The 23070-nt window shown below is 74.1% G+C and carries 21 protein-coding genes; 3 read left to right on the top strand and 18 right to left on the bottom strand.

Annotation, left to right across the window (positions count from 1 at the left end; genetic code table 11):
* Positions 1 to 32: 32 nt before the first annotated feature.
* From C5N14_RS00495 to C5N14_RS00450, 10 genes are all read right to left on the bottom strand, one after another.
* A complete protein-coding gene (locus C5N14_RS00495) occupies positions 33 to 2564 on the bottom strand; it encodes an ATP-dependent Clp protease ATP-binding subunit (protein ID WP_117664807.1) in 2532 nt (843 codons plus the stop codon).
* A 535-nt stretch (positions 2565 to 3099) separates the two neighbouring features.
* Positions 3100 to 3444: an Lsr2 family protein gene (locus tag C5N14_RS00490; protein WP_165878006.1), complete on the bottom strand. Its 345-nt coding sequence runs from the start codon at positions 3442 to 3444 to the stop codon at positions 3100 to 3102.
* Between the two features lie 115 nt (positions 3445 to 3559).
* Positions 3560 to 5068 carry a lysine--tRNA ligase gene (gene lysS, locus C5N14_RS00485; protein WP_117664805.1) on the bottom strand — a complete coding sequence of 503 codons (1509 nt, stop codon included), beginning with the start codon at positions 5066 to 5068 and terminating at the stop codon, positions 3560 to 3562.
* Positions 5069 to 5275: 207 nt separating this feature from the next.
* Entirely contained in the window at positions 5276 to 6034 is a 759-nt protein-coding gene (locus C5N14_RS00480) for a type III pantothenate kinase (protein ID WP_117664804.1), read from the bottom strand.
* 80 nt (positions 6035 to 6114) lie between these two features.
* Positions 6115 to 7020: a carboxylating nicotinate-nucleotide diphosphorylase gene (gene nadC, locus C5N14_RS00475; protein WP_117664803.1), complete on the bottom strand. Its 906-nt coding sequence runs from the start codon at positions 7018 to 7020 to the stop codon at positions 6115 to 6117.
* Positions 7021 to 7134: 114 nt separating this feature from the next.
* Positions 7135 to 8829 carry an L-aspartate oxidase gene (locus C5N14_RS00470; RefSeq protein ID WP_117664802.1) on the bottom strand — a complete coding sequence of 565 codons (1695 nt, stop codon included), beginning with the start codon at positions 8827 to 8829 and terminating at the stop codon, positions 7135 to 7137.
* 79 nt (positions 8830 to 8908) lie between these two features.
* Positions 8909 to 9805: a septum formation family protein gene (locus C5N14_RS00465; RefSeq protein WP_117664801.1), complete on the bottom strand. Its 897-nt coding sequence runs from the start codon at positions 9803 to 9805 to the stop codon at positions 8909 to 8911.
* Positions 9806 to 9922: 117 nt separating this feature from the next.
* Positions 9923 to 10348, bottom strand: a complete 426-nt coding sequence (gene panD / locus C5N14_RS00460) for an aspartate 1-decarboxylase (protein ID WP_117664800.1) — start codon at positions 10346 to 10348, stop codon at positions 9923 to 9925.
* Positions 10349 to 10374: 26 nt separating this feature from the next.
* On the bottom strand, positions 10375 to 11226 hold the full coding sequence (gene panC / locus C5N14_RS00455; protein ID WP_117664799.1) for a pantoate--beta-alanine ligase: 852 nt from the start codon (positions 11224 to 11226) through the stop codon (positions 10375 to 10377).
* On the bottom strand, positions 11223 to 12203 hold the full coding sequence (locus tag C5N14_RS00450) for a Rossmann-like and DUF2520 domain-containing protein (protein WP_117664798.1): 981 nt from the start codon (positions 12201 to 12203) through the stop codon (positions 11223 to 11225). The genes panC and C5N14_RS00450 overlap by 4 nt, the downstream gene beginning before the upstream one ends.
* 237 nt (positions 12204 to 12440) lie before the next feature.
* Here C5N14_RS00450 and C5N14_RS00445 point away from each other — a divergent pair, with 237 nt between their 5' ends.
* Together C5N14_RS00445 and C5N14_RS00440 are read left to right on the top strand one after the other, a co-directional pair.
* Positions 12441 to 13613, top strand: a complete 1173-nt coding sequence (locus C5N14_RS00445) for an SAM-dependent methyltransferase (protein WP_117664797.1) — start codon at positions 12441 to 12443, stop codon at positions 13611 to 13613.
* The gene (locus C5N14_RS00440) at positions 13610 to 14779 is read left to right on the top strand and encodes an NADH-quinone oxidoreductase subunit D (RefSeq protein WP_207892564.1); all 1170 of its coding nucleotides are present in this window, start codon (positions 13610 to 13612) and stop codon (positions 14777 to 14779) included. Before C5N14_RS00445 ends, C5N14_RS00440 begins: the two co-directional genes overlap by 4 nt.
* Before the next feature lie 32 nt (positions 14780 to 14811).
* On the opposite strand, the gene C5N14_RS00435 is transcribed toward C5N14_RS00440, so the two are convergent.
* The 4 genes from C5N14_RS00435 to C5N14_RS00420 form a co-directional block, all read right to left on the bottom strand.
* Positions 14812 to 16419 (bottom strand): hypothetical protein, encoded by a 1608-nt coding sequence (locus C5N14_RS00435; protein ID WP_128763497.1) that lies wholly within the window; start codon positions 16417 to 16419, stop codon positions 14812 to 14814.
* Positions 16420 to 16517: 98 nt separating this feature from the next.
* Complete coding sequence (locus tag C5N14_RS00430) at positions 16518 to 17522, bottom strand: glycine betaine ABC transporter substrate-binding protein (protein ID WP_117664794.1); 1005 nt, start codon at positions 17520 to 17522, stop codon at positions 16518 to 16520.
* A gap of 193 nt (positions 17523 to 17715) precedes the next feature.
* Entirely contained in the window at positions 17716 to 18441 is a 726-nt protein-coding gene (locus tag C5N14_RS00425) for an ABC transporter permease (protein ID WP_117664793.1), read from the bottom strand.
* A gap of 70 nt (positions 18442 to 18511) precedes the next feature.
* Positions 18512 to 19198, bottom strand: coding sequence for an ABC transporter permease (locus C5N14_RS00420; RefSeq protein ID WP_117664792.1), 687 nt, complete (start codon positions 19196 to 19198; stop codon positions 18512 to 18514).
* A gap of 2 nt (positions 19199 to 19200) precedes the next feature.
* On the opposite strand from C5N14_RS00420, the gene C5N14_RS00415 reads away from it, so the two are divergent.
* Positions 19201 to 20190 (top strand): ABC transporter ATP-binding protein, encoded by a 990-nt coding sequence (locus C5N14_RS00415; RefSeq protein ID WP_117664791.1) that lies wholly within the window; start codon positions 19201 to 19203, stop codon positions 20188 to 20190.
* 12 nt (positions 20191 to 20202) lie between these two features.
* Here the strand turns inward: C5N14_RS00415 and C5N14_RS00410 are convergent, their stop codons facing one another.
* The 4 genes from C5N14_RS00410 to C5N14_RS00395 all read right to left on the bottom strand — a co-directional run bounded on the left by C5N14_RS00410 (position 20203) and on the right by C5N14_RS00395 (position 23056).
* Positions 20203 to 20703, bottom strand: coding sequence for a hypothetical protein (locus C5N14_RS00410; protein WP_117664790.1), 501 nt, complete (start codon positions 20701 to 20703; stop codon positions 20203 to 20205).
* 62 nt (positions 20704 to 20765) lie between these two features.
* Complete coding sequence (locus tag C5N14_RS00405) at positions 20766 to 21074, bottom strand: hypothetical protein (RefSeq protein ID WP_117664789.1); 309 nt, start codon at positions 21072 to 21074, stop codon at positions 20766 to 20768.
* 106 nt (positions 21075 to 21180) lie between these two features.
* Positions 21181 to 22398, bottom strand: coding sequence for an ABC transporter permease (locus C5N14_RS00400; protein WP_117664788.1), 1218 nt, complete (start codon positions 22396 to 22398; stop codon positions 21181 to 21183).
* Between the two features lie 118 nt (positions 22399 to 22516).
* On the bottom strand, positions 22517 to 23056 hold the full coding sequence (locus C5N14_RS00395) for a DUF3180 domain-containing protein (protein ID WP_117664936.1): 540 nt from the start codon (positions 23054 to 23056) through the stop codon (positions 22517 to 22519).
* Between the last annotated feature and the right edge of the window lie 14 nt (positions 23057 to 23070).

Below are 23070 nucleotides of genomic sequence, written 5' to 3'. Positions count from 1 at the left end.
TTCTGCGCTGTCGTCTACCCGTCCGCCGTCGACTACTCGTCCGCGCCGGCGGCGGCGGTGCCGCCGAGGTCCGCCGGGACGGCGTCCGGCACGGCGTCCGGCCGGTCCGCGCCCCGGAAGACGAGCTTGGACTTGTCGATGTCGTTCGGGTCGCCCTCGCAGTCCACCACCACGATCTGACCCGGGGTCAGCTCGTTGAACAGGATCCGCTCGGACAGGTTGTCCTCGATGTCGCGCTGGATCGTCCGACGCAGCGGACGCGCCCCGAGCACCGGGTCGAAGCCCTTGAGCGCCAGGTACTTCTTGGCGTTGTCGGTCAGCTCCAGGCCCATGTCCTTGTTGCGCAGCTGGGTCTCGATGCGGGCGATCATGATGTCGACGATCGACAGGATCTCCTGCTGACGCAGCTGGTGGAAGACGATGGTGTCGTCGATCCGGTTCAGGAACTCGGGCCGGAAGTGCTGCTTGAGCTCGTCGTTGACCTTCTGCTTCATCCGGTCGTAGGTGGACTCGGAGTCCTCCGACGCCTGGAAGCCCAGCGTCACCGCCTTGGCCACGTCACGGGTGCCCAGGTTGGTGGTCAGGATGATGACCGTGTTCTTGAAGTCCACGATCCGGCCCTGGCCGTCCGTCAGACGCCCGTCCTCCAGGATCTGGAGCAGGGTGTTGAACACGTCCGGGTGGGCCTTCTCGATCTCGTCGAACAGGACCACCGAGAACGGCCGGCGGCGCACCTTCTCGGTGAGCTGCCCGCCCTCGTCGTAGCCGACGTAGCCGGGAGGGGCACCGACGAGCCGGGACACCGTGTACCGGTCGTGGAACTCGGACATGTCCAGCTGGATCAGGGCGTCCTCGCTGCCGAACAGGAACTCGGCCAGCGCCTTGGACAGCTCGGTCTTACCGACGCCGGAGGGGCCGGCGAAGATGAACGAGCCGGACGGCCGCTTCGGGTCCTTCAGGCCGGCCCGGGTCCGCCGGATCGCCTTCGAGACCGCCTTGACCGCGTCCTCCTGGCCGATGACGCGCTTGTGCAGCTCGTCCTCCATGCGCAGCAGGCGGGAGGTCTCCTCCTCGGTCAGCTTGTAGACCGGGATGCCGGTCCAGTTGCCGAGAACCTCGGCGATCTGCTCGTCGTCGACCTCGCTGACGACGTCCAGGTCGCCGGCCTTCCACTCCTTCTCCCGCTGCGCCTTCTGGCCGAGGAGCTGCTTCTCCTTGTCGCGGAGCTGGGCGGCCCGCTCGAAGTCCTGCGCGTCGATCGCGGACTCCTTGTCGCGGCGGACCTGGGCGATCCGCTCGTCGAAGTCCCGCAGGTCTGGCGGCGCGGTCATCCGGCGGATCCGCATCCGGGCACCGGCCTCGTCGATCAGGTCGATCGCCTTGTCCGGCAGGAAGCGGTCGGAGATGTAGCGGTCGGCCAGGGTCGCGGCGGCCACCAGGGCGGCGTCGGTGATCGACACGCGGTGGTGCGCCTCGTAGCGGTCACGCAGGCCCTTGAGGATCTCGATCGTGTGGGCCAGCGACGGCTCACCCACCTGGATCGGCTGGAAGCGCCGCTCCAGGGCGGCGTCCTTCTCCAGGTGCTTGCGGTACTCGTCCAGCGTGGTCGCGCCGATGGTCTGCAGCTCGCCCCGGGCCAGCATCGGCTTCAGGATGCTCGCCGCGTCGATCGCGCCCTCGGCCGCGCCCGCCCCGACGAGGGTGTGGATCTCGTCGATGAACAGGATGATGTCGCCGCGGGTGCGGATCTCCTTGAGGACCTTCTTCAGCCGCTCCTCGAAGTCACCGCGGTAGCGGGAGCCGGCGACCAGCGCACCGAGGTCGAGGGTGTAGAGCTGCTTGTCCTTCAGCGTCTCGGGCACCTCGCCCTTGATGATCTTCTGGGACAGGCCCTCCACCACGGCGGTCTTGCCGACGCCGGGCTCACCGATCAGGACCGGGTTGTTCTTGGTGCGGCGGGACAGCACCTGCATGACCCGCTCGATCTCCTTCTCGCGCCCGATGACCGGGTCGAGCTTGCCCTCGCGGGCGGCCTGGGTCAGGTTCCGGCCGAACTGGTCCAGCACCAGGCTGGTCGACGGCGCGGCCTCGCCCGGGGCGGCCCCGGCGGCGGCCGGCTCCTTGCCCTGGTAGCCGGAGAGCAGCTGGATGACCTGCTGGCGGACCCGGTTCAGGTCGGCGCCGAGCTTCACGAGGACCTGGGCGGCGACGCCCTCACCCTCGCGGATCAGGCCGAGCAGGATGTGCTCGGTGCCGATGTAGTTGTGGCCGAGCTGCAGCGCCTCGCGCAGCGACAGCTCCAGCACCTTCTTCGCCCGCGGCGTGAACGGGATGTGCCCGCTCGGCGCCTGCTGGCCCTGGCCGATGATCTCCTCGACCTGCTGGCGGACGCCCTCCAGGGAGATGCCGAGGCTCTCCAGGGCCTTTGCCGCGACACCCTCACCCTCGTGGATCAGGCCCAGCAGGATGTGTTCCGTACCGATGTAGTTGTGGTTGAGCATCCGGGCCTCTTCTTGGGCCAGGACGACAACCCGTCGCGCTCGGTCGGTGAACCGCTCGAACATGCCCTCGTGCTCCTCACGTGCCGTGCGCCTTGATGGTCAGATCTCGGCGGGGCCGGTGCGCGGACGTCCGGGATGGGCGTCCGTGCCTCCTTACTCTATCGCCGCGGACCGACTCCGCTGAGGTCGTGTGTCCTCGGCGGGAGCCCGGTAAGCGTCATTTCTGACAACCGTCCGCGCTCAGGCGCTGTTCCGGTACCCCCGGCTGTACGCGCAGAGCGAAATTCGGACCGCCGGTCAGACCGGCTTCCGCGGCCTCCGCAGGCCCTGGGGGGCCCTGCGGGCGCTCCGGTCACCCCGGCGAACGGTCGTCCACAGGCTGTGGACAGATTCTCCACCGGCTGTGGACAACGCCCGGACCGGCCCGGTTCTTCCCGCCCGTCATCCCGCGATCCCGGAACCCGGAAACGGCGACGCCGGGCCGGAGACGTGCTCCGGTCCGGCGTCGGTGTCGCCCGCGTCCCCCGTGTCGGGTCCGCCCATGAGATCCCTCGGCGCGCCCTCCGGCACCCGGGCGGTGGCCCCGCGACGTTCTCGGTCAGCGCGTGGCGTGGAACTCGTCGACGATCTCCTGGGGGATGCGCCCCCGGTCGGAGATGTCCTTGCCCTTCCCCTTGGCCCACTGCCGGATCGCCTTGTTCTGCTCCCGGTCGGCGGTGGCGCCGCCCCGACCCCGAGCGGCCCGTCCGCCGACCACCACGCCGCCCCGGCCCACCTTGGTGCCCGCGGCGACGTACGGCGCGAAAACGTCACGCAATTTCTCGGCGTTCGCCTTCGAGAGGTCGATCTCGTACTGAACGCCGTCGAGCGCGAACTTGACGGTCTCGTCAGCGTCCCCGCCGTCCAGGTCATCGACCAGCTTGTGAATGATCTGCTTGGCCACGTCCCACATTCCTTTCGAGCAGGGTGTTCCTGCAAACTGACAGCACAATAACCCGCCCGACGCTTGTCGCGTCAATAGGATGCGGTATCCGAACCCGGCAGGGGGTCGGGAACCCCTACTCGGGCCGGACCAACGGGAAGAGGATGGTTTCCCGAATTCCCAGGCCGGTGAGCGCCATCAGCAGCCGGTCGATTCCCATTCCCATACCCCCGGCCGGCGGCATTCCGTACTCCATGGCCCGGAGAAAGTCCTCGTCCAGCCGCATCGCCTCGTCGTCGCCCCGGGCGGCGAGCTGCGCCTGGGCCACCAGGCGTTCCCGCTGCACCACCGGGTCGACCAGCTCCGAGTACGCCGTGCCCAGCTCGAACCCGAGGACGTACAGGTCCCACTTCTCGGCCAGTCCCGGCTCGCCGCGGTGTGCCCGGGTCAACGGGCTCGTCTCCTCCGGATAGTCCCGGACGAAGGTCGGCGCCCGCAGCCCCGGCACGACCAGTTCCTCGAAGAGTTCCTCGGCCAGCTTCCCCGGCCCCCACTTCGGGTCGACGGCCAGGCCGACCTTGTCGGCGTACTCGACCAGGCGGGCCCGCTCGGTGCGGACCGTGACCTCTTCGCCGAGCGCCTCGGAAAGCACCCCGAACAGCGTCACCGAGCGCCACTGGCCGCCCAGATCGAACTCCTGGCCATCCGCGTGCGTCACCACGGTCGACCCGGCGACCGCGATCGCCGCCTGCTGCACCAGATTGCGGGTCAGCGTGGCCATGGTGTCGTAGTCGCCGTACGCCTGGTACACCTCGAGCATCGCGAACTCCGGCGAGTGCGAAGAGTCGACACCCTCATTACGGAAGTTGCGGTTGATCTCGAAGACCCGGTCGACGCCGCCCACGACGGCCCGCTTGAGAAACAGTTCCGGCGCGATTCGGAGATACAGATCGGTACTCAACGCATTGCTGTGGGTCACGAATGGCCGGGCGGCGGCCCCGCCGTGCAGCAACTGGAGCATCGGGGTCTCCACCTCGATGAAGTCCTGCCGGTGCAGCGAGTCACGCAGGCTGCGCACGGTGGCGGCCCGGGTCCGCACCATCTGCCGCGCCTGGGGCCGGACGACCAGGTCGACGTACCGCTGGCGGACCCGGGCCTCCTCGCTGAGCGGCTTGTGCGCCACCGGCAGCGGGCGCAGCGCCTTGGCGGTGACCGCCCACTGCTCGACCAGCACCGACAGTTCGCCCCGGCGGCTGGTGATCACCTCGCCGGTCACCCCGACGTGGTCGCCCAGGTCGACCAGGCGCTTCCAGTCCTCCAGCCGCTGCGCGCCCACCCGGTCCAGGGAGAGCATCGCCTGGAGCTCGGTGCCGTTGCCGTCGCGCAGGGTGGCGAAGCACAGCTTGCCGGTGTTCCGGACGAAGATCACCCGGCCGGTGACCGACGCCCGGTCGCCGGTGGCGGTGTCGGTGGGCAGGTCGGCGTACTTCTCGCGGATCTCCGCCAGCGTGCTGGTCCGGGGGTATCCGACCGGGTACGGCTCGACGCCCTCGGCGAGCATCCGGTCCCGCTTCTCCCGGCGGACCTTCATCTGCTCGGGAAGGTCGTCGGCGGGGTCGACTGGCACGGCGTTCTGCTCGGTCACGGCACGCTTCCTCAGGAGGAGATTTCGGCGGGGTCAGGCCCGAGCGTACTCAAACGCCCCAGCGGTCGTTACGGGATAACCTGCCCGCCATGACCGACCCCACTGCCGCCCTGTCGTTCGGCGCCGGCGCGTACGACCGGTTCCGCCCGCTGTCGCCGGCGCGCCCTCCCGGCGTGAACGGGAAACCCCGCGCCACCCGTCCCCGGGTCAGACGTTGCGCTCGTAGACCATCCGCAGCCCGATCAGAGTGATCATCGGCTCGTGATGGGTGATGGTCCGGCACTCGCCGATCACCACCGACGCCAGCCCGCCGGTGGCGATCACCGCCTTCACCTCGCCCAGTTCCTCGACCATCCGCTCGACGATCCGGTCGACCTGGCCGGCGAAGCCGAAGTAGAGGCCGGACTGGAGGCACTCGACGGTGTTCTTGCCGATCACCGACCGGGGCCTGGTCGCCTCCACCTTGCGCAGTTGGGCGGCGCGGGCCGCGAGCGCGTCGAAGGAGATCTCGATGCCCGGGGCGAACGCGCCGCCGAGGAACTCCCCCCGCCCGCTGATCACGTCGAAGTTGGTGGTGGTGCCGAAGTCCACCACGATCGACGGCCCGCCGTAGAGGGTGTACGCGGCGAGCGTGTTCACCACCCGGTCCGAGCCGACCTCCTTGGGGTTGTCGATCGCCAGTTGCACGCCGGTGCGCACCCCCGGCTCGACGATCACGCTCGGCAGGTCGGCGTAGTACCGGGCCAGCATGTTGCGCAGCGAGCGCAGCGCGGCCGGCACCGTCGAGCAGGCGGCCACCCCGGTGATCTCCACGGCGTCACCGGCCAGCAGCCCCCGGAACATCAGCCCGAGTTCGTCCGCCGTCGAGCGGGCGTCGGTCTTGACCCGCCAGGAGTGCACCAGCTTGTCGCCGTCGAAGGTCGCCAGCACGGTGTTGGTGTTTCCGATGTCGATGCAGAGCAGCACGCACGCAGCCTAGACGCCGGGCGGTCCGGACCGTCGCCCACCGGGCGCGCGGTACGCCGGCGGCAGGGCCCTGCCCCGGCTCACTCCGTGCGCAGGTCCAGCGCGACGTCCAGGATCGGCGAGGAGTGGGTCAGCGCGCCCACCGACAGGTAGTCCACCCCGGTCGCCGCGTACCGCGCCGCCACGTCGAGGGTCAGCCCGCCGGTGGCCTCCAGCTCGGCCCGGTCCCCCACCGCGGCCACCACCTCGGTCAGCGTCTCCGGGGTCATGTTGTCCAGCAGCAGGAAGTCCGCGCCGGCCTCGACCGCCTCCAGCGCCTCGGCGAGGGTGTCCACCTCCACCTGCACCGGCACGTCCGGGAACTCCGCCCGGACCCGGCGGTAGGCCGCCGCGACACCGCCGGCCGCGAACTTGTGGTTGTCCTTGATCATTGCGACGTCGTACAGGCCCATCCGCTTGTTCGTGCCGCCGCCGGCCCGCACCGCGTACTTCTCCAGCGCCCGCAGGCCCGGCGTGGTCTTGCGGGTGTCCAGCACCATCGCCTTGCTGCCGGTCAGCGCGTCCGCCCAGGCCCGGGTGTGGGTGGCCACCCCGGACAGCCGACAGAGCAGATTGAGCGCCGTCCGCTCGGCGGTGAGCAGCAGCCGGGTGGGCCCGGTCACGGTGGCCAGCACGTCACCGCGGGCCACCCGCTGGCCGTCGTGGGCCACCTGCGACACCTCGACGGCACGGGCGCCCCCGTCGGACCCGGTCACCTCGCCGACCACCTCGAACACGGCCGCCGCGACGGCCAGCCCGGCCACCACCCCGTCGGCGCGGGCGACCAGGTCGGCGGTGTCTGTCTGGGTGGCCGGGATGGTGGCGACGCTGGTGACGTCCAGGAAGTCCGGGCCGAGATCCTCGGTGAACGCGGCGACGATCACCCGCCGCACCTCGGCCGGATCGAGCCCGCCGGCCCGCAGCGCCTGCTCCGTCGTCTCCCTCACTGAATCTCCTCGGTTCGCGACTGCGGGGCTCGCAAGAACGGCTCACTCCTCGCGCTCACTGAATCTCCTCGGTTCGCGACTGCGGGGCTCGCAAGAACAGCTCACTCCTCGCGCTCATGCCGGCCCCTGCCACTGGGACGTCAACCGGCCCTGCGACCCGATCGCGCCGACCAGGTGGCCCAGCCACCGTTCGTCAGCCGTCGGGAAGTCCTCCCGCCAGTGGCAGCCCCGGGTCTCCTGGCGGGCGTACGCGGCGGCGACCAGGGCCGACGCCACGGTGATCAGGTTCGTCGCCTCCCAGTCGGCGGTGCGCGGCACGCCCCGGCCGGTGCCAAGCTCGCCGAGGGCCCCGGCCGTGCCCGCGAGCGTCCGCGCCGAGCGGAGCACCCCGGCGCCCCGGGTCATCGCCCGTTGCAGGGCCGGCGTCCCGTCGGCGGGCAGCACCCAGCCGCCCCCGCCGACCCACGCGCCGGTGGCCGCCGGCTGGGCCTGGTCGGGCAGGCCGGCGGCGATGTCCTCGGCGATCCGGCGGGAGAAGACCAGCCCCTCCAGCAGCGAGTTGCTGGCCAGCCGGTTCGCGCCGTGCACGCCGGTGCAGGCCACCTCGCCGCAGGCGTACAGGCCGGGGATGGAGGTACGGCCGCGCAGGTCGGTGCGGACGCCGCCGGACGCGTAGTGGGCGGCCGGGGCGACCGGGATCAGGTCGGTGGCCGGGTCCACCCCGATGGCCAGGCAGGACGCGACGATGGTGGGGAAGCGCCCGGCAAGGAAGTCCCCGCCGAGGTGCCGGGCGTCGAGGTACACGTGGTCGGCGCCGCTGGCCAGCAGCACCCGGTGGATGCCCTTGGCCACCACGTCCCGGGGGGCCAACTCGGCAAGCTCGTGCTGGCCGACCATGAACCGCTTGCCGTCGCCGTCGACCAGGTGCGCGCCCTCGCCGCGCAGCGCCTCGGAGACCAGCGGCTGCTGCGCCCGGCCGGCCCCGGGCACCCCGGCCCCGGCCGGGGTGATCAGCGCGGTCGGGTGGAACTGGACGAACTCCACGTCGGTGACCGCCGCGCCGGCCCGCAGGGCGAGGGCCACCCCGTCGCCGGTGGAGACGGCCGGGTTGGTGGTGGCCGAGAAGATCTGTCCCATCCCGCCGGTGGCCAGCACCACGGCCCGGGCCAGGATCGCCCCGACGCCGTCCTCGCTGCCCTCGCCGAGCACGTGCAGGGTGATCCCGCAGGCCGGGCCGAGGCCGCCGGGCCCGTCACCCGGGGCGCGCAGCAGGTCCAGCACCAGGGCGTGCTCGAACAGCCGGATCCACGGGTCGCGGCGGACCGCCGCGTGCAGGGCCCGCTGCACCTCCGCGCCGGTGGCGTCCCCGCCGGCGTGCACGATCCGGTCCGCCCGGTGCCCGCCCTCGCGGGTGAGCATGAGCGAGCCGTCCGGATGGCGGTCGAACTCCGCGCCGATGCGCATCAACTCCCGCAGCCGGGTCGGCCCCTCCTCCACCAGCACCCGCACGGCCGCCGGGTCGCACAGCCCGACGCCGGCCAGCTCGGTGTCCGTGGCGTGCGCCGCCGGGGTGTCCGCCGGGTCGAGGACGGCGGCGATGCCGCCCTGCGCCCAGCGGGTCGAGCCGTCGTCGATGTTGACCTTGGTGACCACGGTGACGTGCAGGCCGGCCTCGCGCAGGTGCAGCGCGGCGGTCAGCCCCGCCACCCCGGAACCGACCACGACCACGTCGGTGGTCTCCACCCAGCCGGGCGACGGCGCGGCCAGCAGCGACGGCAGCTCGGGCAGGTCGACGGTCGGTACGTCCATGAGCACAGTCAACCCGAAGGTTCCTCGCCCCGGGCGGCGGGGGCACGACGAGTGGTTTCGGCTACGGCGTCCGGCGCCGTTACCTCGTCCGCACCGGGAGCCCCGCCGGGCCGGCCCCCTTGAGCGAGGCGGTCACCGAGCGGTCGCTGAGCCACAGGTAGCAGCGGACCCCCCGGTCGCCGACCCGCCACCGGCCCGCGCCGGGCGGGCGGACCATCACGCCGCTGCGGTAACTCAGGTCACCGTCGTCCGGCACGCCGACGTAGCGGGCGAGCGCCGAGCGGCAGCCGACGTAGAAGGGAGCCCAGTCGGCGTCCCGGGTCGGGTACGGCCGGTCCGGTGCCTTCCACACTCCGACGAACTCGGCGTCGTGCCGGGTGGCGCACCCGACCGGTGTCAGCACCTGCGCCCCCCGCGTCCCGGCGGACGCGGTGCGCTGGCAGCCCAGCCGCAGCGGCGACGCCACCTTCAGCGCGTCGCGCAGGCTGCCGGTGCGGGTGACCGGCACGGCCCCCGCCTCGGCGGTGCTCACCTCGGTCAGGTCGCAGCGGTACCAGCGGGCGCCCGACGCCCAGCCGGGCTTCGACGGCAGCGCCACGGCCAGCCGGAGCCGGCCGGCCCGCCAGTCGTCGCCCACGTACCCGGTGGCCTTCGCGTCACAGTCGGCGAACGCGCCGCGCAGCTCCGTCGACCCACCGGCCGGCGGGGCAGCCCGCTCCGCCGGGAACGCGCCCACGTGCACGGTCTCCACCCGGTGCGCGGCGGCGCAGTCCACCGGCGCGTACGCCGACAGGGTGACCGTCTCGGTGAAGTCGGCGACCTGGCACACGCCCACGGCCGGGGTGAACGGCCCGGCCGGGGCGAGGGCCGCCCAGTCGTCGGTGAGGTCGCCGTCGAGCCCCGTGGAGGCGCCACACCCGACCAGCACGACCGCCGCGGCCAGGGCCGCACACAGGGTCGTCATCGCACGGCGCATCGGGCCTCCCCAGCCACCAGCTCACGACGGCGACCCAAGAGTAACCACAGATGACCATCGGTGACAGACCGCGCACGAGCCGATGTTCGCCGACGGTCGGCCCGACCGGTCGGTCGGTCAGCCGACGACGGCGAGCGGGCTCGGTACCGGGTCGCCGGCCGTGCCCGGCGCCGCCACGGCCGGGTCGCCGCCCAGCTCGACCACGCGGTTGTCGGCGTCGACGTGCACCACCCGGGGCCGGTACGCCCGCGCCTCGGCGTCGTCCAGCTGGCCGTACGAGATCAGGATGACCAGGTCGCCCGGGTGCACCAGGTGCGCGGCGGCGCCGTTGATGCCGAGCACGCCGCTGCCCCGCTCACCGGGGATCACGTACGTCTCCAGTCGGGCCCCGTTGGTGACGTCCACGATCGCCACCTGCTCGCCCGGGAGCAGGTCGGCCGCGTCGAGCAGGTCCTGGTCCACCGTCACCGAGCCCACGTAGTGCAGGTCGGCCTGGGTCACCGTAGCCCGGTGGATCTTCGACTTGAGCATGGTGCGGAACATCGGGGTGCCTTTCGCGCGCAAAGAGGTCAGCAGGAGCGGGAAGCGAGCCGGATCGCCGCGTTGTCGATCAGCCGGGTGGCGCCGACCCAGGCCGCGACCAGCAGCCGGGCCGGCCCGGCGACCGGGCCGGGTTCCAGATCCGGGTCGGTCAGCACCAGGTAGTCGAGCCGGGCCCCGGGCACGCCGGCACCGAACGTCCGGTGGGCCTCGGCCAGCACCGCGCCGGCGTCCAGTCCCCGGTCGGCGGCGGCCACGCCGGCCCGCAGCGCGGCCGACAGGCTCAGCGCCGCCTCCCGCTCCTGCGCCGACAGGTAGCGGTTGCGGCTCGACAGGGCCAGCCCGTCCGGCTCCCGGACGGTCGGCACGCCGACCACCTCGACCGGCACGTCGAAGTCCCGGGCCATCCGCCGGACCAGGGTGAGCTGCTGGTAGTCCTTCTCGCCGAAGAACGCCAGGTCGGGCCGGGTGAGCTGGAACAGCTTGAGCACCACGGTGAGCACCCCGTGGAAGAAGCCCGGCCGGCTCAGCCCCTCCAGGTCCTCGCCGAGCAGGCCCGGGTTCACCCGGACCCTGGGTTCGCCGTCCGGGTACATCTCCTCCCGGTCCGGCGCGAAGACCAGATCCGCCCCGGCCCGCCGGCAGATCTCCAGGTCCGCCGCCAGGGTGCGCGGGTACCGGTCGAAGTCCTCGTTCGGGCCGAACTGGAGCGGATTCACGAAGATCGTCACCAGTACGTGGTCGGCCCGTTCCCGGGCGGCCCGCAGCAGCGTCTCGTGCCCGGCGTGCAGCGCGCCCATGGTCATCACCACGCCGACCGTGCCGGTCAGCGCGGCGCGCGCCTTCGCCAGCTCCTCGCGGTTCTGCACCAGCTCCGTCACTGTGCTGCCACCTCCCGATGGGTCCCACTGAGCACGTCGAGCAGCGACTCGGCGTCCGCCGGCCGCAGCCGGCCCGCCGCGATGGCCCGGTCCGCCGTCCGTCGGGCCAGGATCAGGTACGGGGCCACCGACTCGGGCGCGGTCGCGGCCAGCCGCTCCAGGTGCCGGCGTACGGTGCCGGCGTCGCCCCGGGACACCGGGCCGGTCAGCGCGTCGTCGCCGAGCCGCAGGGCGTTCTCCAGCGCCGCCCGCAGCAGCGGGGCGAGCACCTTCTCCGGCTGGCCCACCCCGGCGTCGCGCAGCCGGTCGGCCGCCTCGTTGACGAGGGTGACCAGATGGTTCGCGCCGTGCGCCAGCGCCGCGTGGTACAGCGGCCGGTCGGCCTCGGCCACCCACTCCGGCACCCCGCCGAGGTCGGCGGCCAGCCGGGCGGCGAGCGGACGCAGCTCGGCCGGGGCGGTCACCCCGTACGAGATGCCGGCGAGCCGGCCGAGGTCGTCGGGCGTACCGGTGAAGGTCATCGCCGGGTGCAGGGCCAGCGGGCGGGCCCCGACGGCGGCGGCCGGGGCGAGCACGCCCAGGCCGTGCGCGCCGGAGGTGTGCGCGACCACCTGGCCGGGGCGCAGCGCGCCGGTCTCGGCCAGCCCGGCCACCACCCCGGCGAGCGCGTCGTCGGGGACGGCGATCAGCAGCAGGTCGGTGGCGGCCCGGGCCACGGAGGTGGCGGAGCGGTTACGGGCGTCGGGCAACAGCAGGGCGATCCGGGCCTTGGCCGCCCCGGAGACGCCGGAGGCGGCGACCACCCGGTGGCCGGCGGCGACGAGCGCGGCGCCCAGCACGGCACCGACCCGGCCGGCGCCGATGACGCCGACGGTGAGCACGCGGGGGAAGACGGGCGGGGCGCCGGCAGGGGCGCCGCCCGCTGGTACGGCGGCCCGGGAGAGGGCGGCCGGACGCGGGCGCAGCGGTGCGCTCATGGCAACGATCCAGTCCTCGAAAGGGGGTACCGGTCGATCGCAAGTATGCGCCGCGGTCACGGAGTCGAAACAAGGAGGTGTGAAAACCTTCACCAATGGGGCGACCGGGCCGCCACGGTGCCGGCCGACGGCGGCGAGCAGCAGTGCTACGACCGCCGCCGCGGGGATCGCGATTCGGCCCACAGCCGCGGACCGTAGGGTCGGCACGGTGACGGATCCTGAACGCGGAACGAACTGATGCCGGTCCGCTGGCGGGACGCGATGAACCGGGCGCTGTACGGGCCCGGGGGGTTCTTCGTCTCCGGGCCCGGCCCGGCGGGCCACTTCCGGACCAGCGTGCACGCGTCCCCGGCGTTCGCGTCGGCGGTCTTCCGGCTCGTCTCGCGGCTCGACCGCCACCTCGGGTTCCCCACCCCGTTCGACGTGGTGGACGTGGGCGCCGGACATGGCGAGTTGCTGCTCGCCCTGGCGGGGCTCGCCGGGTCCGAGGCGTCGGAGGCCGGTGACGAGGCCGCCGGGTGCGCGGTGGTGGGCTCCGGGGAGCCCGCCCCGGCCGCCGCCCGCCCGGCGCCCGCCCGGCGACCACCGGTCCCGCTGGCCCGTCGGGTACGCCTCACCGCCGTCGAGCGGGCGCCCCGCCCCGACGGCCTTCCGGCGGAGATCGACTGGGTGGACGAGATCCCGGACCGGATCACCGGCCTGCTGGTGGCCACCGAGTGGCTCGACAACGTTCCGCTGGACCTGGCCGTGCCCACCGACACCGGCTGGCGCTACCTCCTGGTGGACCCCACCACGGGCGGGGAAACACCCGGTGCCCCCCTGACTCCCGAGGACGCGGCCTGGGTAACGCACTGGTGGCCCACCCCGCCCCCGAATTCGTCGATCAAGGGGTTCACGTCCGAACCCGGGCCCTTCTCGGACGCAAACCTCTTGATCGACAGGATCGAGGGGCGGGTGGAGATCGGCCGGTCCCGCGATGAGGCGTGGGCCGGGGCCGTGCGCCGCGTCGACCGAGGGCTGGCGCTGGCCGTGGACTACGGGCACCTGCGCGGATCCCGGCCGGTGGGCGGGACGCTGACCGGGTACCGGGGCGGCCGGCAGGTGCCGCCCGTGCCCGACGGGTCCTGCGACGTCACGGCGCACGTGGCGATGGACTCGGCCGGCGCGGCCGGGGCGGCGGCGGGCGGCGGGGCGTACACGCTGGTGAGTCAGCGAGAGGCGCTGCGGGCGCTCGGGGCCGACGGCGGGCGACCGCCGCTGAGCCTGGCCGCCAGCGACCCGGCCGGGTACGTGCGGGCGCTCGCCGCCGCCTCGGCGGTTACCGAGCTGACCGACCCGGCCGGGCTCGGCGGGCACCGGTGGCTGCTCCAGCCGGTCGGCGTCACCGTCGATCCACTCATGGCACGATGACGGGCATGACCACGGACACCGGTGACCTGCGCGAGCTGACCGTCGGCACCGGGGCCGGCGGGGAACAGCTCGGCACCGACATGGTGCTCAACATCGGCCCGCAGCACCCGTCCACGCACGGGGTGCTGCGGCTGAAGCTGGTCCTCGACGGGGAACGGGTGGTCGCCGCCGAACCGATCGTCGGATACATGCACCGGGGCGCCGAGAAGCTGTTCGAGGTGCGCGACTACCGGCAGATCATCGTGCTGGCCAACCGGCACGACTGGCTGTCGGCGTTCTCCAACGAGCTGGGCGTGGTGCTGGCCGTCGAGCGGCTGATGGGCATGGAGGTGCCCGAGCGGGCCACCTGGCTGCGGATGGCGCTGGCCGAGCTGAACCGGGTGCTCAACCACCTGATGTTCCTCGGCTCGTACCCACTGGAGATCGGCGCGATCACCCCGGTCTTCTACGCGTTCCGGGAACGGGAGACCATCCAGGCGGTGATGGAGGAGGTCTCCGGCGGCCGGATCCACTACATGTTCAACCGGGTCGGCGGGCTGAAGGAGGAGGTCCCCGCCGGCTGGACCGGCCGGGCCCGGGCGGCGATCGGCGAGGTGCGCCGCCGGATGCCGGACCTGGACAACCTGATCCGGCGCAACGAGATCTTCCTGGCCCGAACGGTCGGGGTGGGCGTGCTGTCGGCCGCCGACGCCGCCGGGTTCGGCGCGTCCGGGCCGGTCGCCCGGGCCTCCGGGCTGGACCTGGACCTGCGCCGCGACGAGCCGTACCTGGCGTACGACCAGCTCGACGTGCCGGTGGTCACCAAGACCGCCGGGGACTGCCACGCCCGGTTCGAGGTGCTGCTCGACCAGGTGTACGCCTCACTCGACCTCGCCGAGCAGTGCCTGGACCGGGTGGACCGGCTCACCGGGCCGGTGAACACCCGGCTGCCGAAGGTGGTGAAGGCCCCGGAGGGGCACACCTACGCGTGGACGGAGAACCCGCTCGGCATCAACGGCTACTACCTGGTGTCGAGGGGCGAGAAGACGCCCTGGCGGCTCAAGCTGCGCACCGCGTCGTACGCGAACGTGCAGGCGCTGGCCACGCTGCTGCCCGGCTGCCTGGTGCCGGACCTGATCGCCATCCTCGGCTCGATGTTCTTCGTGGTGGGCGACATCGACAAGTAGCCGGGGCCGGTCCCGCGCCGGTCGGTCGGTGGTCAGGGCCAGCGGTCCGCCGGGCGGGCGCCGCCGTCCCGGGGCGGGTCGTCCCGGGGCGGGTAGCCGTATCGCCCGTCGGCACGCTGGTGCCCGCTGGGCCGGTCCGGTTCCGGCCGTGGCCCGCCCGGGTCCTCGTCCCACCACCGCTCGCCCTGGTCCGTCCCGGGGCGGGGCTCGCTCCGCCGGACCGACGCCCAGCGGTCCTCGACCCGGTACCCGGTGCCGGCGGCGTCCGCGTGCGCCGTGGCCCGGCGCTCACCGAGCCGGACCTCCCGGCCGCGCTCGTCGTCGCGTACCTCCGCCCAGCGGTCCCCGGCCCGCAGCTCCGACCACTGGTCCGGTCCGCTAGGTGCCGGCCCGGACGGGTGCGGCCGGGCTCGCCCGGCGTCGGCGGACGGAACCGGCCGCGCCGGCGCGTCCCACGACCCCCGGTCGGCGTGCCGGGACCCGCCCGGCCCGTCGCGGCCGGGCCCGTCGCGGTGACCGGACCGACCGGCGTCGTCGTGCGGACCCGGACGGCCGGCGTCGGCGGGGCGGCCGGTCCCCCACGCGGCCTCGTCGCGCGGGGCCTCGTCGTGCCGGACGCCCCGGCCCGGCTCGTCCCGGGGCGCGGACCGGGCCGGTTCCTCCTCGGGACCGGGCCAGGCGGGCGCCGCACGGGCGGCGGAGCGGCCGGGCGCGTGCCGGCCGGCCGGCTGCGGCGGCCAGAAGCGGTCGTCGGGCGGTTCGGGGCGGGCGTGGGCGGACGGGTCGACGTACCCGGCCCGGCGGCCCTCCGGTTCGGGGCCGGCAGCGCCGGCCCACGGCCGCTCCTGCGGCGTGGGCGACCACCGGCCGGCGGGACCGTCGCCGTACGGGCCCATGCCCGGGTCCGGACCGTCGACGACGGTGTGCCGGGTGGTGACGTGCACGGTCTCGGTGTGCCGGACCATGCCGACCTGGCGGGGGACGGGCTCGGCGGCGGCCGACCGGGCGTCGGGCTCGACCGGCCGGGGCGCCGGCCCGGGACCGCCGGGCTGGGCGGGCCGCTCGGCCCCGTGCCGCGGGTCCGGCCGGGGCCGGCGGACGGACGGATCGTCGTCGTGGGCCGTCCCGGGCCCCCGGACCCGCCCGGCGGGTGCGTCGTCGGTGTTCCGGGGGCGGTGCGCGTCGTCGTACGCCCCGGCGAGCGGGACCCGGGCGCGGCCCGCGCCGACCGGCTCCCCGGCGGCCGGCTCGGGGTCGGCGGCGATGCCGGCCGCTGCGGCGTCGAGCCGGCGGCGCAGCGCCGCGACCTGGTCCTGGACCCGCTGGGACGCGTCGAGCGCCTGGTTGCCGCGCTGCGCGGCGGCGACGACCTCGCCGCGCAGTTCGCGGCGCAGCTCCTCGATCTCGTCGTGGAGGTCCTCGATCTCGGCCCGGCTGCCGCCCTCCGCGCGCAGGGCGATCGAGAGGCCGATCAGCACCACGGCCGCGATGGCGAGCACGGCCGCGAACCGCAGCGGTCCGTTGCCGTCGGCGACGAGCAGGATCAGCGCCGCGACCGGGGCCAACGCCACGCCGGTCCAGAAGAGCACGGGCAGCAGGCGGGATTCACGCCTGACGGCGACGGCAACCGGGGCGGGCATGGGTGTGCAGCCTACCGAGAGTTGCGGCGGCTGGGAACGGGGCGACGCCCTGATCAGCACCGGTCGCCGGCGGCGTGGGCCGCCGGCGACCGGTCGGGTCAGCTGGCCGCGAGGGCCCCGTCGGAGGAGAAGACCAGGCCGACGCTGGCGCTTCCCGTCTTCAGCGCGTTCTTGGTCTGCGGGCCGCCCGCGTCCAGCGAGCTGAACGCCCCGGCCTTGAAGTCGTAGACCTCGACCAGCCCGGCCTGGCACTTCGGGCGCTGCGGGCACTCCGGCGGGCCGGCCAGCACCGTGGCGCTGCCGGAGCACTTGGCGGCCAGCTCCGAGAGGGTGCTCACCCCGTACTTGTCGGCGAAGGCCTTGGTGACGGCGAACGCGTTCTGGTCCTGCGCGGCGGACGGCGTGCCGAAGGTGATGCCGGCCTTGTCGCCGCTGGCCTTCAGGGCGGCCACCGTCTTCTCCAGCTCCGGCGAGGAGACCGGCTGGGCGTCCTTGCCGTTGGCCCTGGTGTTCAGGAACTCGGCCATGGTCGCCGCGTACTCCGGGACCACCTGGATCTCGCCCTTCTCCAGGGCCGGCTCGTAGAGCTCCCGGTTGCCGATCTGCTGCACCTTCACCTGGTAGCCGGCGGCGGTGAGAGTGATCCGGTACAGCTCGGCGAGGGTCCGGCTCTCGCTGAAGTTGCCGGCGCCGACCACGATCGTGCCGCCCGGGCCCTTCTCCACGCCCTGGGTGAGGGTGTTGGCGGTGGCGAACTCCTCGGCGGCGTTCTTCGGGGTCTTGCGGTCGACGTCGACCGCCTTGTTGAGCCCGATCAGCTTCGGGGTGTCCAGCGCCGCGGAGACCTTGTCCAGCGCCGCGATCAGCGGTGGCGTGGCCACCTTGGCGTTGACGGCCGGCAGGATGTTGTCGGTGTTCTGGAGCTTCTTGTCGTCGGCCAGGACGACCAGTTGGTCACCGGCCACCGGGGCGCAACCGGCCCCGGACGCGCCCTGTTGGGGAGCGTCGGTGCCGGAGGACCCGGCGTCCCCGCAGCCGGTGAGGAACCCGGCCGCGGTCAGGGCGCCGACTGCGCCGATGGCCAGGCGTGTACGTGCGCGCATCAAGCCCGCCTTCCGTGTCCCGGCGCGGCCCCTCCGGGCCGGCCGCGTGTCCGACGGACGAACCCTCTTGTGATCGCCCGCGATCTCTCACCCAACATGCTGCCGGCCGACACCGACAACCTGAGGCGAGCTTTGTCACCGGATCGTCACACCCGAGGCGTACGACAGGAACGGCCGGCTTCCGGCGGTCCCGTCAGGTGCCGGCGACGGCGTCCGCGGCGCGGCGGTTGGCCCGGCGCCGGGCCGGGCGCAGCGGGCGCGGGGTCACCACCCGCTCGACCAGGGCCAACGCCAGTTCGACCAGCACCGCCAGCCCGGCCACCAGCAGCCCGCCGGCGATGATCTGCCCGCCCCCGGCGGCGATGTCCAGGCCGAAACCGGCCCGGATGATCTGGCCGAGCCCGCCGCCGTTGACGAACGACGCCAGCGCGGCCGTCGCCACCACCTGCACCGTCGCGGTCCGGAAGCCGGCCGCCAGGTACGGCACCGCCAGCGGCAGTTCCACCCGGCGCAGCACCTGCCCGCCGGACAGTCCCATCCCCCGCGCCGCGTCCCGCGCCTCCGGGTCGGCCTGGCGCACCCCGGTGTACGCGTTGGCCAGCAGCGGCGGCACCGCGAAGACGGCCAGCGCGACCACCACCGACGACCGGCCGAAGCCGAGGAAGGTCAGCGGCAGGATCGTCAGCAGGGCCAGGGTGGGGATCGCCAGGGTGACGTTGGAGACCAGCAGGACCAGTCCGCCGCCCCGGCCGGAGTGCCCGAGCCAGAGCCCGACGGGCCAGGCCACCAGGCAGCCCAGCAGCACGGCCGCCGCCGAAATGCTCAGGTGCTCGCCGAGCCGGTCCAGGACACCGCCCGGGTTCGTCCAGTTCAGCGGGTCGTTGAGCCAGAGCACCGCCTGGCCGACCGGATTGCTCACCGGGTTCCCCTCCCGCGGTCGCTCGTCGGCCCCGCGCCGGAGCCGGTCGCCGGGCCCGTCCCGGGGGCGCTCACCGGGCCCCGCCGCGCAGCCACGGGGTGATCGCCCGGCCGACCCCTGCCAGGATCAGGTCCAGCACCAGGGCCAACAGGACGCAGAGCAGCGTGCCGGTCATGATCTCGGCCTTGTAGAAGTTGTTCTGAAAGCCGGCGAAGATGAGCTGCCCGAGGCCGCCCCGGCCGACCACCACCCCGACGGTCACCAGCGCCACGGTCGACACGGTGGCCAGCCGCAGCCCGGTGAGGATGCCGGGCAGGGCCAGCGGCAGCTCGATCCGCAGCAGCCGCCCCCACCGGCCGTAGCCCATCCCCTCGGCGGCCTCGCGGACCTCGGGTGGCACCTGGCTCAGCCCGGCGACCGCGTTGCGGACGATGACCAGCAACGCGTAGAGCACCACCACGCTGAGCACGGTGATCGCCCCGATCCCCAGGTACGGCGCGAGGAACGCGAACAGCGCCAGGGACGGGATCGTGTAGAGCACGCCGGTGAATGCGAGAATCGGCCCGGCGAGCGAGCGGAACCAGTGGGCCGCCACGGCGAGCGGAAGGGCCACCAGCGCGGCGATCAGCACCGCCCGCGCGGTCAGCGAGGCGTGGTCGCGCAGCGCGGCGAGGATCGTGTCAGAGTTGTCCCGCACGTACTGCCAGGAGAACCACGGGTTACCCGGGTCGGCCCGGTAGCTCAGGCGGAAGGACATGCGTGGACGTTACCCCGGGAACCACCGGTGACGCCGGCCAGAGTGCCGCGTCGATCGCCCTGGAGGGCATCCGTAAGCGCTACCCGGACGGCACGGAGGCGGTTCGCGAGCTGAGCCTGGAGGTCAGGACCGGCGAGCTGGTGGTGCTCATCGGCCCGTCCGGCTGCGGCAAGTCGACGGTGCTGCGAATGGTCAACCGGCTGATCGAACCGACCGGCGGCCGGATCCTGCTCGGCGACGAGGACGTGACCCGGGTCGACCCGGTCGAGCTGCGCCGCCGGATCGGGTACGTGATCCAGAACGTCGGCCTGTTCCCGCACCAGACGGTCCTGGCGAACGTCGGCACCGTTCCCCGGCTGCTCGGCTGGGCCCGGGACCGGGTGCGCCGCCGCTCGGAGGAACTGCTGGAGCTGGTCGGGCTGGACCCGGGGCGGTTCGGCCGGCGCTACCCGCACGAGCTGTCGGGCGGCCAGCGGCAGCGGGTCGGGGTGGCCCGGGCGCTGGCCGCCGACCCGGTGGTGCTGCTGATGGACGAGCCGTTCTCGGCCGTCGACCCGATCGTGCGGACCCGGTTGCAGGAGGAGTTCCTCCGGCTCCAGGCCGAGGTGCGCAAGACCATCGTGCTGGTCACCCACGACCTGGACGAGGCGGTCCGGCTCGGCGACCGGATCGCGGTGCTCTCCGAGGGCGGCCGGCTGGAGCAGTACGACACCCCGGCGGCCCTGCTCGGGGCGCCCGCCTCCCCCTTCGTCCGGGATTTCGTCGGCGCGGACCGGGGCATCCGGGCGCTCGCCGTCACCCCGGTCACCCGGGACGCGCTGGACCCGCCCCCCGCCGACCCGGCCGGGCTACCCGAGGTGGCGCTGGGTTCGTCGGCGTACGACGCGCTGGCCGCGATGCTGACCGCCGGGGCGGACCGGGTGCTGGTGACCGCCGACGGCCGGCCGGCCGGGGTGCTCACCCGGCACCGCGCACTGGGCGCGGGGCGTTGACCCGCGCTCTGGTCAGGCCCGGCCGCCCAGGCTGGCGGCGCCGATGATCCAGCCGGAGAGGAAGCCGTAGGTGGCGCCGGTACCGGCCGCCTGGAGCGCGGCGAGCAGCGACGGGTCCGGCCCGAGCAGCGTGCCGAACAGCGCGGCCAGGCCGGCGGCCAGCACGTACGCGCCCCAACCGGAGAAGAACTGGCTCACCGAGCCCTGTACCCGGGCCACCTGCGAGGCGGGCAGCAGATAGAGCAGGGCCGCCGCCAGGACCACCAGCAGGATGGCCCGCAGGTCGGTGGCGAGCACCCCCTGCCCCGGCTCGTCGGAGCCGAACCGCCAGGCCGGCCAGGCCAGCAGCCGCAGGTACCACCCGCCGGCCGAGTTGGGGTCGGTGTTGTCCTCCGCCCACCCGACGTACAACGGGCTGCCGCAGACCGCGACGAGCACCAGTGCCGCGAGGGTGCCTGTGCCGGCCGCGGTCCCGTACCTGCTGACCGCGCCGGAACGCTGGGTGGAAGCCATGGCGCGACCAGTTCCCGGCGCGCCCCGACGGGCAAACCTACGGACCATCACGGTCGCCCCGGCTAGGGCTTCATCAGGTAGTCGATGAACTTGGCCCGCAGCAGCGGCGCCGACTCCTCGTAGCCGTGCCCGGTCAGCTCCCGCCACAGCGCGGACGCCTCGTCGATGGTCGGGCCGACCGAGTTCGGCGCACCGTCCAGCGCGGCGGCCTCGTCGGCGTTGGGCAGGTGGCGCAGCACCGACCAGAAGAACGCGACGTCGCGACGCTCCCGGGCCAGCGCGAACGCCCGCTCCCGCAACTCCTCGGTGGAGAGCGCGTCCAACTCCTCGAACGTGTGCCTGCCGGTACCGGTGGAAGGTGTCTCGGTCATGCCGCCGAGCCTAACCGCCGAGATCACCGGCGGCGCGGCGGACGCGGCGCTGGCCGGGCGTCGGCAGTCACCGGGCGGGCGCCCGCCGCGCCGGGCGGGCGGGGCGTCAGCGGTCGCCGCCGTCCCAGTGCCGGGGACGGGTGTCCCAGCGGGACGCGTCCCAGGGGTCGGTGGGCGTGTCGTCGGACCGGGTGGGCAGGGCGGGCGGCCAGTCCTCGACCGGCGCCGGCCGGGGCACCGACCAGCCGGAGCTGATGGTGCCGTCGCCGCTCGGACGGGTCTCCGCGTCCGCACCCGCCGACCGGGGCCGCCCGTACGCCTCGACGAGCCGGGTGACCACCAGGCCGACGCCGAGCGCGGCCGCGCCCACCGCCCACCGGCTGACCTGCCAGCCCCGGGCCTCGGACCAGGCGAGCAGGACGGTGATCAGGCTGACCGCGAACAGGGTCCCGAAGATCCCGCCCCGCCGGCCGTACGCGCTGGTGCCAGCGAGCAGCGCGGTGCCCACGGCGAGCACCGTCCAGCCCAGTCCCTCGGTCGGGACGACCGGCCCGGTGCCGTTGCTGGCGATCAGGACGCCGGCCAGCATGGCGAGGACGGTGGACAGCACGAACGCGACCACGACGACGGCACCGGCCGCCCCGCCCCGGCGGCGGGCCGGGTCGGCCACCGCCCGGAACCGCCCGACCAGCCGGCGCACCGGGTGGATCGCCCCGAACAGGCCGCCGAGCACCGCCACTGCGGCGAAGCCGGCGAAGAGGTAGAACGCGCTGTCACGGGGGTCGTAACCGCCCTGCACGAGGACCGGCGCGGCCCGCCGTTCGATGTAGACCACCACGCCGGCCGCGCCGGCCAGGCTCGCCGCCCAGCCCGGCACGTGCAGCACGACCACGGCCAGCCCCACGAGCAGCCCGCCGACGGCGGCCACCGCCGCGGCCTGGCCCACCGCGACCTCGACCCCCTGGTCGCCCTGCTCGGCGAAGTGCAGCGCGGCGGCGACCGCGACCGGGCCGACCGCCAGGTTCACCGCCGCCGTCCGCAGGCTCAGGCCGGCGGCCAGGACGAGCAGCCCCACCGCCACCACATCGACCAGCAGGACCCGCAGGCCGTCGTCGCGCAGCGCGGCCGGGTCGTCCCGCCACAGCAGCCAGGTCAGCACGGCCAGGCCGGCGGCCAGCACCAACTCCCAGGCGACGTGCACGGCCACCCGGTCCCGCCCCGGCTCGCCGTGTGCCGGGTCGTCGAAGACGTTTTCCAACACCGTTGCGGGCACGCCCGACGAGGGCTGCACCGGGGCGTCGCGGCCCGGATCGTCGTACCCCATGACGCGTGCCCTCCCCAGGTCACGGCCGCAGGGTCCGACCCGGGCGGACCGGGGCGGCCGTTGCTCACCGGTCGCCAGGCACGGTACCTGCGCGCCGCGCCGGGCGTAACCCCCGCGCTCAGCGCTGGCCCGGGCGGTGCTCCCGGTGGTCGGCGTCGCGCTCGTCCTCCGGCCGCTCCGGCACCCGGCAGGCCCGCTCCAGCCAGAGCGCGGCGGCCACCAGCGCGAGCGAGGCGAGCAGCCCGGCCCCGGCGGCCGGGCGGTCCTCGGTGGCGGCCCGGGTGCGCTCCACGAAGAGCCACCCGGTCAGCCCGGCGTAGAAGCCGGTGAAGATCGCGCCGGCCAGGGCGGACGCCTTGGCCAGCACCACGAACCGGGCCACCAGCAGCGGGTTGACCGGCTCGCGGCCCGACTTGCGCTCGAGCCGGCCCCGGGTGTTGACCGCCGCATACGCCTCCAGCACCGCCAGCCCGGCCAGCGTGACCACCGGCAGCCAGGGCAGCCGGGGAATGCCGCTGTAGTAAAGGCTGCTGATCAGCAGCCAGGCCACCGCCGCGGCGGCCAGGCCGGCGACGACCAGGGTGGAGATGCGGGTGGGCCCCATCCTGGACCGGTCGGGGTCCGTCCCGCGCGGGGGCGGGGACTGCGCCTGGGTCATGCCGGCCGGCTCCA

Origin of the sequence: Micromonospora sp. MW-13 (assembly GCF_003434305.1) — a bacterium.
Taxonomy (GTDB): domain Bacteria; phylum Actinomycetota; class Actinomycetes; order Mycobacteriales; family Micromonosporaceae; genus Micromonospora.
The sequence above is the reverse complement of the archived record's forward strand: the minus strand, read 5'-3'. Positions and strand labels throughout refer to the sequence as shown.

Coding starts and splice junctions, on each gene's coding strand:
- C5N14_RS00495 (WP_117664807.1), bottom strand. CDS start 2,564: ATGTTCGAGCGGTTCACCGACCGAGCGCGACGGGTTGTCGTCCTGGCC.
- C5N14_RS00470 (WP_117664802.1), bottom strand. CDS start 8,829: ATGGACGTACCGACCGTCGACCTGCCCGAGCTGCCGTCGCTGCTGGCC.
- C5N14_RS00465 (WP_117664801.1), bottom strand. CDS start 9,805: ATGCGCCGTGCGATGACGACCCTGTGTGCGGCCCTGGCCGCGGCGGTC.
- panD (WP_117664800.1), bottom strand. CDS start 10,348: ATGTTCCGCACCATGCTCAAGTCGAAGATCCACCGGGCTACGGTGACC.
- C5N14_RS00450 (WP_117664798.1), bottom strand. CDS start 12,203: ATGAGCGCACCGCTGCGCCCGCGTCCGGCCGCCCTCTCCCGGGCCGCC.
- C5N14_RS00445 (WP_117664797.1), top strand. CDS start 12,441: ATGCCGGTCCGCTGGCGGGACGCGATGAACCGGGCGCTGTACGGGCCC.
- C5N14_RS00440 (WP_207892564.1), top strand. CDS start 13,610: ATGACGGGCATGACCACGGACACCGGTGACCTGCGCGAGCTGACCGTC.
- C5N14_RS00435 (WP_128763497.1), bottom strand. CDS start 16,419: ATGCCCGCCCCGGTTGCCGTCGCCGTCAGGCGTGAATCCCGCCTGCTG.
- C5N14_RS00430 (WP_117664794.1), bottom strand. CDS start 17,522: ATGCGCGCACGTACACGCCTGGCCATCGGCGCAGTCGGCGCCCTGACC.
- C5N14_RS00420 (WP_117664792.1), bottom strand. CDS start 19,198: ATGTCCTTCCGCCTGAGCTACCGGGCCGACCCGGGTAACCCGTGGTTC.
- C5N14_RS00410 (WP_117664790.1), bottom strand. CDS start 20,703: ATGGCTTCCACCCAGCGTTCCGGCGCGGTCAGCAGGTACGGGACCGCG.
- C5N14_RS00405 (WP_117664789.1), bottom strand. CDS start 21,074: ATGACCGAGACACCTTCCACCGGTACCGGCAGGCACACGTTCGAGGAG.
- C5N14_RS00400 (WP_117664788.1), bottom strand. CDS start 22,398: ATGGGGTACGACGATCCGGGCCGCGACGCCCCGGTGCAGCCCTCGTCG.
- C5N14_RS00395 (WP_117664936.1), bottom strand. CDS start 23,056: ATGACCCAGGCGCAGTCCCCGCCCCCGCGCGGGACGGACCCCGACCGG.